Origin of the sequence: Streptomyces sp. NPDC001816, assembly GCF_042892235.1 — a bacterium.
Taxonomy (GTDB): domain Bacteria; phylum Actinomycetota; class Actinomycetes; order Streptomycetales; family Streptomycetaceae; genus Streptomyces.
On record NZ_JBIATY010000001.1, the window covers coordinates 763,258 to 776,645 of the forward strand.

Below are 13,388 nucleotides of genomic sequence, written 5' to 3' on the forward strand. Positions count from 1 at the left end.
TTTGGGGCCGCTGAGGTCATCACCGGCCCCTTGCGTACGTACGGACACGGCAAGAAGGGCACGGCCTCGTGGCACGGTTTCGGACCTGGGTAGGCATAGCGCTGGCAGGGGCACTCTCCGTGTCCCTGGCGGGGTGCAGCAGCACCGGCGGCAAGCGGGCCGAGGACGCCCGCAAGGCCGCCGCCGCCCAGGGCAGGGCGGCGGTGAACACCCCCCGCTGGACCTTCGCGATGATCACCCACTCGGGGGACGGCGACACCTTCTGGGACATCGTGCAGAGCGGCGCCAAGCAGGCCGCCGTCAAGGACAACATCAACTTCCTGTACTCGCACGACGACGAGGCCCAGCAGCAGGCCCAGCTGCTGGACGCGGCGGTCGACAAGAAGGTCGACGGCATCATCGTCACCCTCGCCAAGCCCGACGCCCTCAAGGCCGCCGTGGCCCGCGCCGAGAAGGCCGGCATCCCGGTGATCACGGTGAACTCCGGCTCCGAGGAGTCCAAGTCCTTCGGCGCCCTCACCCACATCGGCCAGGACGAGACCATCGCCGGCCAGGCCGTCGGCGAGGAGCTGAACAAGCGCGGCCGGAAGAACGCCCTGTGCATCCTGCACGAGCAGGGCAACGTCGGTCACGAGCAGCGCTGCGACGGCGTCGCGAAGACCTTCCACGGCAAGGTCGAGAAGCTCTACGTCAACGGCACCAACATGCCCGACGTGCAGTCCGCGATCGGGGCCAAGCTCCAGGCGGACAAGTCCGTCGACTCCGTCGTCACCCTCGGTGCCCCCTACGCCGACACCGCCGTGAAGGCGAAGGCCGACGCGGGCAGCAAGGCCGAGGTCGACACCTTCGACCTCAACGCCAAGGTCGCCGCCGAACTGAAGGACGGCACCCTCGGCTTCGCCGTGGACCAGCAGCCGTACCTCCAGGGCTACCAGGCCGTCGACCTGCTGTGGCTGTACAAGTACAACGGCGACGTCCTCGGCGGCGGTCAGCCCGTCCTCACCGGCCCGCAGATCATCACCAAGGACCAGGCGGCCGCCCTCGCGGAGTACACCGAGCGGGGCACCCGATGACCGCCACCCTGGAACGCACGGCCGACGAAAGGGTTCTGCAGACCTCGCCGCTGCGAAAGCTGCTCTCCCGCCCCGAACTGGGCTCGATGGTCGGCGCGCTCGCCGTCTTCGCCGTCTTCGCGTTCGCCGCCGACGGGTTCCTGCGCGCCGCCAGCCTCAGCACGGTCCTGTACGCCTCCTCGACCATCGGCATCATGGCCGTACCCGTGGCCCTGCTGATGATCGGCGGCGAGTTCGACCTGTCGGCGGGCGTCCTGGTGACGTCCTCCGCGCTGGTCTCCTCGATGTTCAGCTATCAGATGACGGCGAACACCTGGGTCGGCGTAGGCGTCTCCCTCCTGGTCACGCTCGCCACCGGCGCCTTCAACGGCTTCGTGCTCACCCGCACCAAGCTGCCCAGCTTCATCGTCACCCTGGGCACCTTCCTGATGCTGACCGGCATGAACCTCGGCTTCACCAAGCTGATCGACGACACGGTCTCCACCAAGACCATCGCCGACATGGAGGGCTTCCCGAGCGCCCGCGCCGTCTTCGCCTCGACCCTCACCCTCGGCGGCGTCGACTTCAAGGTCACCATCCTGTGGTGGCTCGGCCTGGTCGCCCTCGCCTCCTGGATCCTGCTGCGCACCCGCGCCGGCAACTGGATCTTCGCGGTCGGCGGCAACCAGGACGCGGCCCGCGCGGTCGGCGTCCCGGTCGCCAGGACCAAGATCGGCCTCTACATGGGCGTCGCGTTCGGCGCCTGGATCTCCGGCCAGCACCTGCTCTTCTCCTTCGACGCCGTCCAGTCCGGCGAGGGCGTCGGCAACGAGCTGATCTACATCATCGCGGCCGTCATCGGCGGCTGCCTGATCACCGGCGGCTACGGCAGCGCGATCGGCTCCGCCGTGGGCGCCCTCCTCTTCGGCATGACGAGCAAGGGCATCGTCTTCGCCGAGTGGAACCCCGACTGGTTCAAGTTCTTCCTCGGAGCGATGCTGCTCCTCGCGACCCTGCTGAACGCCTGGGTCCGCAAGCGCGCGGAGGCCGACAAGTGACTCTCGTCCAGCTGGCCGGCGTCAGCAAGCACTACGGCACCGTCCGTGCCCTCGAAGGCGTCTCGCTGGAGGTCAACCCCGGCGAGATCACCTGCGTCCTCGGCGACAACGGAGCCGGCAAGTCCACCCTCATCAAGATCATCGCTGGCCTGCACCGGCACGACGGCGGCACGCTGAGCATCGAGGGCGAGGAGACGACCCTCTCCTCCCCGCGCGAGGCCCTCGACCGCGGCATCGCCACGGTCTACCAGGACCTGGCGGTCGTCCCCCTCATGCCGGTGTGGCGCAACTTCTTCCTCGGCTCCGAGCCCCGCAAGGGCAAGGGACCCTTCAAGCGCCTGGACATCGACTTCATGCGCGAGACGACCCGAGCCGAACTCCTCCGCATGGGCATCGACCTCCGCGACGTCGACCAGCCCATCGGTACTCTGTCGGGCGGCGAGCGCCAGTGTGTCGCCATCGCGAGGGCGGTCCATTTCGGTGCGAAGGTCCTGGTCCTCGACGAACCGACGGCGGCACTGGGCGTGAAGCAGTCGGGCGTGGTCCTCAAATATGTGGCAGCGGCACGCGACGAGGGCCTGGGTGTTGTCTTGATCACCCACAACCCGCATCACGCGTACCTGGTGGGCGACCGCTTCGTACTGCTGCGGCGCGGCATGATGGTGGGCAACTACACACGGGACGAGATCACCCTGGACGAGCTGACCCAGCAGATGGCAGGTGGAGCCGACCTGGACGCTCTACGCCACGAACTGCAGCGTACTTAAGGGGCGCGGGGCTGTGTCGATTTGCGGCTCCGCCGCGGGGCGCGAGCAACCAAAACGGACCCGCACCCGGCAAGGATCGCGCACCCCCTCCCCCTGCCCCGCGCAGCACTCAGCGTGAGCGTGCGGCAGAATCGACCAACGATGAGCACCTACCGCGACCTCACCGCCCCCATCGGCTCCCGCCGAGCCCCGGTCCTCCGTACCGTCGGCACACGAGAGCGCAGGTCCCACCTGACCGCACCCCGTGTGCCGACGGTGGGCATCGACATCGGCGGCACCAAGGTCATGGCGGGCGTGGTGGACGCGGACGGCAACATCCTGGAGAAACTCCGCGCGGAGACCCCGGACAAGTCCAAGAGCCCCAAGGTCGTCGAGGACACCATCGTCGAACTGGTCCTGGACCTGTCCGACCGCCACGACGTGCACGCGGTCGGCATCGGCGCCGCCGGCTGGGTCGACGCCGACCGCAACCGCGTCCTGTTCGCGCCCCACCTGTCCTGGCGCAACGAGCCGCTGCGGGACCGCCTCGCCGGCCGCCTCTCCGTCCCGGTTCTCGTGGACAATGACGCCAACACCGCCGCCTGGGCGGAGTGGCGCTTCGGCGCCGGCCGTGGCGAGGACCACCTGGTCATGATCACGCTCGGCACCGGCATCGGCGGCGCCATCCTGGAGGACGGCCAGGTCAAGCGCGGCAAGTACGGCGTCGCGGGTGAGTTCGGCCATATGCAGGTCGTGCCCGGCGGCCACCGCTGCCCGTGCGGCAACCGCGGCTGCTGGGAGCAGTACAGCTCCGGCAACGCGCTCGTCCGCGAGGCCAAGGAGCTGGCCGCGGCGGACTCCCCGGTGGCCTACGGGATCATCGAGCACGTCAAGGGCAACATCGACGACATCACCGGCCCGATGATCACCGAGCTGGCCCGCGAAGGCGACGCCATGTGCGTCGAGCTGCTCCAGGACATCGGCCAGTGGCTCGGCGTCGGCATCGCCAACCTCGCCGCCGCCCTCGACCCGTCCTGCTTCGTGATCGGCGGAGGCGTCAGCGCCGCCGACGACCTGCTCATCGGCCCGGCCCGGGACGCCTTCAAGCGCCACCTCACCGGCCGCGGCTACCGCCCCGAGGCCCGCATCACCCGCGCCCAGCTCGGCCCCGAGGCCGGCATGGTCGGCGCCGCCGACCTGGCCCGGCTGGTCGCCCGGCGGTTCCGGCGGGCCAAGCGGCGCCGGGTGGAGCGGTACGAGCGCTACGAACGGTACGCCCAGGCCCGCCGCGACCGGGACACCGCATGATCGCCTCGCTGCCCCATCAGGCCGCGCCCCCGGACGAACCGCGCAGGCCCGCCGAGGACCCGCGGCACAAGGCCAAGCGCAGGGCGCTGACCCTGCTGATCATCGGGCTGCTCATCGGCGTCCCGGCGGGCTACCTGGTGATCTCCGCCAACCAGAGCCGCAACAGCGGCAAGGACAAGGAGGCGAAGTACTCGGCGACCGGCCTCACCCCGGGCTGGCCGTCGAAGGTGCAGCGCCGCCTCTACCAGGTGGCGGTCCCGCACCCCGCCGACTACATCGCCTACTACGAGACCAACAACTGGAAGACCAGCCGCCTGTACGTGCAGTTCCGCACCAACAGCGCCGGCCTGGACAGCTTCCTGGGAGCCATGGGCGTACGCCGGGACCAGCTGAAGAAGGACCACATCACCATCGGCTCCCGCGACCAGAAGGTCTCCGGCTGGAACTTCACCGGCCCCGGCCCCTGGTCGGGTCTCACCCACAAGCAGAAGAACCCCGCGCCCACCCAGGACGTGGTCGTCAACATGTCCGACCCGAACTATCCGATGGTGTACGTCGTCTCCCGCACGGTCCCGTAGCAGGGGCCCCGGCCGGCCGCCGGAGCCGATTGTCAGACCCCGCCCGTAGAGTCGAGGACGTCTGATCCGACATGCGGACGGGAGGTGGCAGGACGGATGAGCGCAGGCACGGCTGCGGTGGCCGAGCGCACGGGAGGTTCCCGGGAATCCGGGGACCTCGTTCCGGTGCGCCTCGCGTCCGTCTACCTGCCCGCGCCCCTCCCGCGTGAGGGCCGCGTCGCCTTCTGGGACCCCGACGGCGGCCCGCTGCCCACCGACGGCGACACCGACGAGCTGACCGTCGTACGACGCCATGGCGCGAGCGTGCGCCGCAGGCAGGTGCCCGCGCTGACCCTGCCGCTCGCCGAGGCCCTGCCGCTGCTGGTCCGGGCCCGCCGCGACCCGGCCGCCCACCCGGCCACGGCCTGCTGGGGAGCCGCCGCCCTGCACGCGCTGCGGCTGGTCGCCCGCGGCCGCCTGCTGCCCGGCCTGACCCCGAGCGGCCACGACGCCTGGCGGGCCGGCCCGCTGGAACCCGACGACATCGCCCACCTGCGCGCGGTGGCCGCGGCCCTGCCCCCGGAGGGCCACGCCGTGCCGCTGCCGGATGCCGGACCGCTCCGGCTGCCCGAGCCCGAGGCCCTGATCCGCTCCTTCCTGGACGCGGTCGCCGACACCCTGCCCCGTACCCCGGCCGCCCCCCACACGGCCGGCCGCCCCTTCGCCGCCCGCGAGGCCCAGGCACTGCCCGCCGCCCACGACTGGGCGGCGGAGGTCGCCGCCGGCATGGACGCGGGCGTACGGATCTCGCTGCGCCTGGATCTGTCCGCGTACGACGTCTTCGACGCCGGTGCCGTCGAGGGCGCCCGTGCGGCCGGCGCGGCGATCGTCCAGGTGCACAGCCTCGCCGACCCGACCCTGATGGCCGACGCGGCGGCCCTGTGGGCGGGGGAGGCGGACGCGGCCTTCGGGCCACGCGCGCGCGTGGACGCCGCCCTCGCCGTGCGCCGCGCGGCCCGCGTGTGGCCGCCCCTGGACCGGCTCGCCGAGCAGGAGACCCCCGACGTCCTCGCGCTGTCCGAGGAGGAGCTGGGCGAGCTGCTGGGCGTGGCGGCCGCCCGGCTCGCCGCCGCCGGGGTCGCCGTGCACTGGCCCCGGGACCTCGCCCGCGACCTCACCGCCGCCGCCGTGGTCCGGCCCGCGCCCGGCTCGGCGACCGACGGCACCGGGTTCTTCGAGAGCGCGGACCTGCTCCAGTTCCGCTGGCAGCTGGCGCTCGGCGGGGATCCGCTCAGCGAGGCCGAGATGGACGCGCTCGCCGAGGCCCACCGGCCGGTCGTACGGCTCCGGGACCGCTGGGTGCTGGTCGACCCGGCCCTGGTCCGCAAGGCCCGCAGACGCGAACTGGGCCTGCTCGACCCGGTGGACGCGCTGTCCGTCGCGCTCACCGGCACCGCCGACGTCGACGGCGAGACCGTCGAGGCCGTCCCCGTCGGCGCACTGGCCACCCTGCGCGACCGCCTCACCGCAGGCCTCGGACCGGCAAAGCCGCCCGCCGGGCTCGCCGCCACCCTCCGCGACTACCAGCTCCGCGGCCTGGCCTGGCTCGACCTCATGACCTCCCTCGGGCTCGGCGGCTGCCTCGCCGACGACATGGGCCTCGGCAAGACCATCACGCTCATCGCCCTGCACCTGAAGCGGGCCCGCACCGAGCCGACCCTCGTGATCTGTCCCGCGTCCCTGCTGGGCAACTGGCAGCGGGAGATCACCCGGTTCGCGCCCGGCGTCCCCGTCCGCCGCTTCCACGGCCCGGACCGCACCCTGGAGGGCCTCGACGGCGGCTTCGTCCTCACCACCTACGGCACGATGCGCTCCACGGCGGCCCAACTCGCCGGGCAGCCCTGGGGCATGGTCGTCGCCGACGAGGCCCAGCACGTGAAGAACCCGTACTCCGCGACCGCCAAGGCGCTGCGCACCATCCCGGCCCCCGCCCGCGTGGCCCTCACCGGCACCCCCGTGGAGAACAACCTCTCCGAACTGTGGGCCCTGCTCGACTGGACGACCCCCCGCCTCCTCGGCCCCCTCAAGTCCTTCCGTGCCCGGCACGCGCGCGCGGTGGAGAACGGCGAGGACCAGCAGGCGGTGGACCGCCTGGCCCGCCTGGTGCGTCCCTTCCTCCTGCGCCGCAAGAAGTCGGACCCCGGCATCGTCCCCGAGCTGCCGCCCAAGACCGAGACGGACCACCCGGTACCGCTCACCCGGGAACAGGCCTCGCTGTACGAGGCAGTGGTGCGCGAGTCGATGCTGGCCATCGAGACCTCGCAGGGAATCGCCCGCCGGGGCCTGGTCCTGAAGCTGCTCGGCGCCCTGAAGCAGATCTGCGACCACCCGGCCCTGTACCTGAAAGAAGACGCGCACCCCGCCGGCCTGCCGGCCCGCTCCGGCAAACTCGCCCTCCTGGACGAGCTGTTGGACACCGTGCTCGCCGAGGACGGCTCCGTACTGGTCTTCACGCAGTACGTCGGCATGGCCCGCCTCATCACCGCCCACCTGTCCGCCCGCGCGGTCCCCGTGGACCTCCTGCACGGAGGTACCCCGGTGCCCGAGCGTGAGCGCATGGTCGACCGTTTCCAGGGCGGCGAGACCCCCGTCCTCGTCCTCTCCCTCAAGGCCGCCGGCACGGGCCTGAACCTCACCCGCGCCGGCCACGTCGTCCACTTCGACCGCTGGTGGAACCCGGCCGTCGAGGAACAGGCAACCGACCGCGCCTACCGCATCGGCCAGACCCAGCCCGTCCAGGTCCACCGCCTGGTCACGGAGGGCACGGTCGAGGACCGCATCGCCGAGATGCTGGAGTCCAAGCGCGCCCTGGCCGACGCGATCCTCGGCTCTGGTGAGTCGGCCCTGACCGAACTCACGGACCGCGAGCTGTCCGACCTGGTCTCCCTGCGGAGGTCCTCATGACGACCGGGGAACAGCGCCCCGGTGACGCGGCCCGCCGGGCCCTGCGGGCGGCACGGGAGCGGGCGGAGGCCGAGCGGGAGAAAGCCGAGGAGGCTGCGGAGGCGAAGCGGCCGGAGCACCCGACCGAGCGGGCCGCCACTGTGCGACCGAGGCCGGCGGACGCCGCGCGAGCCGCCCTCCGGTCGGCTGTGCCCGCCCGGCGGGATGCGGATGCGGCGACGGCCGAGCGGGGCGACTCAGCCGGGCCCGGCGACACGGACGAGACCAGGGCCACAGGTGGGGCTGCTGGTGGCTCGGCGGCCAGGGAAGCTCTCCGGGCCGCGCGTCGGGAGGCGTTGCGTGCCGAGGCGGAGGCGGCAGGGTCCCGGCGGGGGAGGCGTACGTCTGCGCGGCCCGTCGGCTCCCCACCAGCGTCCGCACGCACCGGCGCCGAATCCCGGACCACCGCCCGCGTCCAAGCCGCCCACGACATGCGCCAGTTCCTGGCGAACGCCTTCCGTATGCCGTCCGTTGCTGACCCGGCCGACACAGCCGACCCGGCGGACACGGCCGAGGCGACGGACGACTACACCGCGACGGACACCACCGCCCGCGAAGCCGACCGCACCGAACTCCGCCCCCCGGCCCCGGCACCCCCGCAGATCCCCGCCACCATGGCCACCCCCCACCGCGACACCGAACTCCGCCGTACGTTCCCCCCGTTCCCGCCCCGGGAGGGCTCCTCGGCGGACTCCGCGTTCGCCGAGACCTGGTGGGGGAACGCCTGGGTCGACGCGCTCGAGCAGGGTGCGCTGGACGTCAAGCGGCTGGGCCGCGGCCGGGGTTACGCGGACCAGGGCCATGTGGACGCAATCACCGTGACGCCGGGCCTGGTGCTGGCGTACGTGCGCGGGAGCCGTCCGCGCCCCTACCGGGTGCAGGTGCGGCTGCGCACGTTGGAGGACGCGGACTGGGAGCGGTTCCTGGACGCGGCCGCCGACCGGCCCGGGCACATCGCGGCGCTGCTGGACAAGGAGTTGCCCCAGTCCCTCGCCGACTGCGGTGCGCCCCTGCTGCCCGGCCCCCGCGACCTCGCCCCGCAGTGCAGCTGCCCCGACTCCGGCCACCCCTGCAAGCACGCGGCCGCCCTCTGCTACCAGACGGCACGCCTGCTCGACGCCGACCCCTTCGTGCTGCTCCTGCTGCGCGGCCGGGGTGAGAAGGGCCTCCTCGACGCGCTGTCCCGCCGCAGCGCCGCCCGCGCGGCCCGCGCCGCCCAGGAGGGATCACCGAGGTCCCTGCCCGGTGTGCGTGCGGCCGAGGCCCTCGCTCCGCGTCAACTCCCGCCGCTGCCCATGCCGTTGCCCGTGCCGCCGCACCCCGAGCAGCCCCCGGTCTACCCGGCGGCGCCCGGCGGACCCGACCCGTTCGCGTTGGACCAGCTGGCGACCGATGCCGCCGCCCGTGCGCACGCGCTGCTCGCCACCGGGCATGACCCGGTCGGCGAACTGACCCTGTGGCAGGACGCCGTACGCCTGGCCGCCGCCCGCCCCGGTTCCGGCCTGACCGCCACCACCCGCACCCTGTACGCCACGCTCGCCGCGGCCACCGACCGCACCACGGCCGACCTGGCCCGCGCGGTCGCCGCCTGGCGGCAGGGCGGGCCGGAGGGCCTGGCCGTCCTGGAGGAGCCGTGGGATCCGCCGGCCGGCCGCTTCGACCGGGCCCGCCCGCTGCTGCTCGCCGCCGACCTCCCTGCGTTCCGCCCCTGGCGCAACCGCCTCACCCACCCCCGCGGCCATGTCCAGCTCCGCCTGGGCCGCGACGGCCTCTGGTACGCCTACGAGTCGGAGCCGGGTGAGGACGACTGGTGGCCCCGCGGCACACCCGACCTGGACCCGGTCGGCGCCCTCACGGGCCTGGGCACACCGGACGACCTCTGAGCACACGACCGGGCGAGGAGCGACACGAGGGCCGGTCATGGCGACCAGCCGCTCGGCCGTGACGGTGGCGTTCTCGATCCGCCCCGCTCGGTCATGACCGCGGTGTCCTCGATCCGTCTCAGCGGGTGCGCGGCGTCGGACAGCCGCAGCCGGGGCGCGCCGTGCGCAGGCTCCGGGGGCGGATGACGTCGTGCGGGGTGACCCCGGCGCGTGCCACGGGGCGGGGGAGCGGTCCGGCTGCCCGTTCCTCCGGGGCGGCGTCCCCGTGGCGGGCCAGCCACAGGCGCAGCAGGTGGCGTTTGTGCTCCGGGGCGTCGGAATCCTCGTACGCCGAGCGGGCGTGCAGCACCACGTGGTTGTCGAGCAGCAGCAGATCACCGGGCTGGAGATCCAGATCGAGCCGGACGCCGGGCGAGGCGGCCGTCGCGTCGATGAGGTCGTACAGCTCCCGGTCGGCGGCCGCAGCGCCGCCGCGGGCAACGCGTGCGCCGTTGTCCAAGCGGGCGCGGTCGTAGCGCATGCTGGGTCTGTCGCCGTGCCGGGTGACGAGCGGGGAGGCCAGGTACGGCTTGTCACCGGGCGCCCGCTCCTCCCGACGGTCGAAGAGATGGTCGCGGTACAGGCGCCCGGCGAGGTCCGGCCGGGTGTCGAGCACCGCGTTGTGCACGGCGGCCGCACTGGCCAGCAGCGTGCGGCCGCCCGAGCGGGCCTGCAGCAGGCACATCAGGCCGAGCAGGTCGGACTCGGCGGTGTGGAACGGCAGTGCCGCGCGGGTCAGGTGCGCGGGCGGGGTCGGGCCGTCCGGCGCCGGGCCGGCGTCCCGGATGTGGCAGAGGGTGCGGCCGCCGACGGTCTGCGGGACGGGCCTGCCGAGGTACTGGCCGATCCCGCGCAGCACGGTGCTCGCTTCCGCCTCGCCGAGCAGATCCGCAGGGATGCTCCTGAGCAGGACGAAGCCCGGCCCCTCGGCCAGTGCCGCCGCGGCGCGCCCGAGCGTGGCGGCGAGTGTGGGCAGCGGGAAGTCGGCGACGGTCATCCGCAACAAGGTGGCGCCGCGCCCGCGGGCGGTGTGCACGGCCGTACGCAGCTCCTCACGGTGGTCGAGGGTCAGCCGCAGCACCCAGTCGTCACGGCCCGCCACCTCGGGGCCGTACCACAGCGCCGGGCCCGTGAAGGGCCCGGTCGGCTCCGATGTCGTGTCCGGGGTTCCGGCCATGGTCGCCTCCGCGAGATCGGGTGAGCCGAGCAGTTCTTTCCGGCGCCGCGCCGCCGCACGGGCCGCGTTGACGGAGACGCTATGCAGTACTCCCCCCTCATGCTTGACGTACAGGGACGAGAAACTTAACTTCTGGGGACCTTCGCCCCTGGAGCGTGCCCATGAGGCCCCTTGCCCGCACCGCCGCGCTGAACGGTTACGTCGAGCTGAGCCGTTCCCTCGGCCTCGATCCGCGTGCGCTCATGAAGAGCGTCGGTCTGGACACCGCGGACCTGGCCGTGCAGGACCGGTGGATCTCAGGCACGGCGGTGGTCAGGCTGCTGGAGCTGTCGGCCGCCGCTTCCGGACGGGAGGACTTCGGACTGCTCCTGGCCGACCTGCGACGCTTCTCCAACCTCGGCCCCATCAGCCTGCTCGTCCGTGAAGAGCCCGACGTGCGCAGCGCCCTGGCACTGCTGATCCGCCATCAGCACACGTACAACGAGGTCCTGCACGCCCGGCTCTCGGAAGGCAACGGGGTGGCCACGCTCAAGGTGGACGTCCGGCTCGGGGAGCCGCAGCCGGCCCGGCAGGGCACGGAGCTCGCCGTGGGCGCGTTCCACCGCGTGCTGTGCGGGTTCCTCGGCCCGCACTGGCGCCCGTCGTCGGTCTGCTTCGCCCACCGGGCGCCGCGGGACACCGCGGGCCACCGTCGCCTGTTCGGGTCCGCGGTGGAGTTCGACCGCGACTTCAACGGCATCGTCTTCTACGCCGAGGACCTGGACGCCCCCAACGCCATGGCCGACGCCCAGCTGCGCAGCTACACCCGGCGGTACTTCGAGCCCGTCGCGGCCCCCAGGGAGGCATCCGAGGTGGACCGGGTGCGCGACCTGATCGAGGCGCTGCTGCCGACCGGGCGCTGCTCCATCGAGCAGATCGCACGCAGCCTCGGCGTCGACCGGCGCACCGTCCACCGTCATCTGGCCCGCTCCGGGGAGACCTTCTCCTCCCTGCTCCATTCGACCCGCACCGCCCTCGCGGAGCGGTTCGTCGCCAATCCCAGCCGTTCCCTGACCGAGGTCTCCACGCTCCTGGGGTTTTCGTCGCTGAGCGCGTTCTCCCGCTGGTTCCACGAGCAGTTCGGCACCAGTCCGCGGGAGTGGCGCACGAGCCGGGGCGGCTCGGCGACGCACGGCAGAAGCTGAGTCCGCGGGACGCACACGGGCGGTAGGGCCGCCGCGCCCGCAGGTGTGTCCCCGATTGGCAAATCACCTGTCACCACAGGCAAAGCGGGTGGGTGCCGTCCGCCCTACGGTTGCACCACCGCGCGGCGGTCGGCCTCCGGAGGGAGCACGCTGCCACTCCCCTGAGGGTGCTTCCTCCGGACCGGCCCGCACCCATCTGGGCCAGGTGCCGCTCACCGGCCCGGACGTCCGCCGGCGCAGGCCCTGTCGTCGCGTCCGCCGCCTGCTCCGTGACGCGATCACCTTTTCGACAAGGAGAAGCTCCGTGCACTTCCACGACGACTCCCTCTTCCCGGAGAACCAGGAAAAGCTGGTGATCCAGGCCGCGCCGTACGGCCCCGAATGGCTTCCCGGGGACGCGGACGACCTGCCACTGACCATGGACGAGCACGTACAGGCGGCTGTCGACTGCTACAACGCCGGCGCGACGGTGCTCCACATCCATGTGCGCGAGCTGGACGGCAAGGGCTCCAAGCGCATGTCCATGTTCAACGAACTGCTCGGGCGGCTGCGCGAGGCCGTCCCGGACATGGTGCTCCAGATCGGTGGTTCGATCTCCTTCGCCCCCGAGGGCGAGGGCGGCGACGCCAAGTGGCTCGCCTACGACACCCGCCACCTGCTGGCCGATCTCACCCCGGCGCCGGACCAGGTGACGATCGCAATCAACACCAGCCAGATGAACATCGTCGAGATCATGAACGACGACGACCTGGAGGGCACGTCGATCGCGAAGCCGGACTACTACCGGGCCTACCGCGACATGGTGGTCGAGGCCGGTCCGGAGTTCTACCTGGAGCACCTCAAGCGCCTGCACGCGAACGGCATTCAGCCCCACTTCCAACTCGCCCACCTGGCCCAGCTGGAGACCGTGGAGCGGCTGATCCGCTCCGGCGTCCACACCGGGCCGCTGATCCTCAACTACGTGGCCATCGGCGGCGGTTTCGCCGGCCGGCACCCTGCCGACCTGGTCGAGTTCATCCGCCGCGTACCGGACGGCGCCGTTCTCACCATCGAGAGCTCCATGCGCGCCGTGGCCCCGATGAACGCCGTGGCCATCGCTCTCGGCCAGCACGTGCGCGTCGGCAACGAGGACAACCTCTGGCGCGCCAAGGGCGAGCGGATCTCCTCCGTGGCCCAGGTCGAGCAGATGGTGCGGATCTCCGAGGCGCTCGGCCGCGAGATCGCCACCGGAGCGGACGCCAAGCGGATCTACCAGCTGGGCGAGTACTACGCGGACGCCGACGAGACCCTCGCCCGGCTCGGCATGGTGCCCAACCGCCGCCCGGGACAGCGCGGCTTCATGCTGCGCGACGTCCAGGCCTGACACCCGGCCCCGTCCCCA

The 13,388-nt window shown here is 72.6% G+C and carries 10 protein-coding genes; 9 read left to right on the forward strand and 1 reads right to left on the reverse strand.

The window, feature by feature from the left end; genetic code table 11:
- Positions 1 to 68 precede the first annotated feature (68 nt).
- From ACFYZZ_RS03375 to ACFYZZ_RS03405, 7 genes are all read left to right on the forward strand, one after another.
- Positions 69 to 1,073 carry a sugar ABC transporter substrate-binding protein gene (locus ACFYZZ_RS03375; RefSeq protein ID WP_389170947.1) on the forward strand — a complete coding sequence of 335 codons (1,005 nt, stop codon included), beginning with the start codon at positions 69 to 71 and terminating at the stop codon, positions 1,071 to 1,073.
- Positions 1,070 to 2,110 (forward strand): ABC transporter permease, encoded by a 1,041-nt coding sequence (locus tag ACFYZZ_RS03380; RefSeq protein WP_389170950.1) that lies wholly within the window; start codon positions 1,070 to 1,072, stop codon positions 2,108 to 2,110. Before ACFYZZ_RS03375 ends, ACFYZZ_RS03380 begins: the two co-directional genes overlap by 4 nt.
- Complete coding sequence (locus ACFYZZ_RS03385) at positions 2,107 to 2,877, forward strand: ATP-binding cassette domain-containing protein (protein WP_389170953.1); 771 nt, start codon at positions 2,107 to 2,109, stop codon at positions 2,875 to 2,877. Before ACFYZZ_RS03380 ends, ACFYZZ_RS03385 begins: the two co-directional genes overlap by 4 nt.
- Before the next feature lie 141 nt (positions 2,878 to 3,018).
- Positions 3,019 to 4,164 (forward strand): ROK family glucokinase, encoded by a 1,146-nt coding sequence (locus ACFYZZ_RS03390; RefSeq protein ID WP_389170956.1) that lies wholly within the window; start codon positions 3,019 to 3,021, stop codon positions 4,162 to 4,164.
- The gene (locus ACFYZZ_RS03395) at positions 4,161 to 4,742 is read left to right on the forward strand and encodes a sugar kinase (protein ID WP_386576251.1); all 582 of its coding nucleotides are present in this window, start codon (positions 4,161 to 4,163) and stop codon (positions 4,740 to 4,742) included. Before ACFYZZ_RS03390 ends, ACFYZZ_RS03395 begins: the two co-directional genes overlap by 4 nt.
- A gap of 96 nt (positions 4,743 to 4,838) precedes the next feature.
- Positions 4,839 to 7,685, forward strand: coding sequence for a DEAD/DEAH box helicase (locus ACFYZZ_RS03400; protein WP_389170960.1), 2,847 nt, complete (start codon positions 4,839 to 4,841; stop codon positions 7,683 to 7,685).
- Entirely contained in the window at positions 7,682 to 9,607 is a 1,926-nt protein-coding gene (locus ACFYZZ_RS03405) for an SWIM zinc finger family protein (RefSeq protein WP_389170963.1), read from the forward strand. The genes ACFYZZ_RS03400 and ACFYZZ_RS03405 overlap by 4 nt, the downstream gene beginning before the upstream one ends.
- Positions 9,608 to 9,725: 118 nt before the next feature.
- Here the strand turns inward: ACFYZZ_RS03405 and ACFYZZ_RS03410 are convergent, their stop codons facing one another.
- On the reverse strand, positions 9,726 to 10,823 hold the full coding sequence (locus ACFYZZ_RS03410; RefSeq protein ID WP_389170966.1) for a TauD/TfdA family dioxygenase: 1,098 nt from the start codon (positions 10,821 to 10,823) through the stop codon (positions 9,726 to 9,728).
- Positions 10,824 to 10,984: 161 nt separating this feature from the next.
- Between ACFYZZ_RS03410 and ACFYZZ_RS03415 the strand changes: the two genes are divergently transcribed.
- Positions 10,985 to 12,007, forward strand: a complete 1,023-nt coding sequence (locus ACFYZZ_RS03415; protein WP_389170969.1) for an AraC family transcriptional regulator — start codon at positions 10,985 to 10,987, stop codon at positions 12,005 to 12,007.
- Positions 12,008 to 12,311: 304 nt separating this feature from the next.
- A complete protein-coding gene (locus tag ACFYZZ_RS03420) occupies positions 12,312 to 13,370 on the forward strand; it encodes a 3-keto-5-aminohexanoate cleavage protein (protein WP_389170971.1) in 1,059 nt (352 codons plus the stop codon).
- Positions 13,371 to 13,388: the final 18 nt, after the last annotated feature.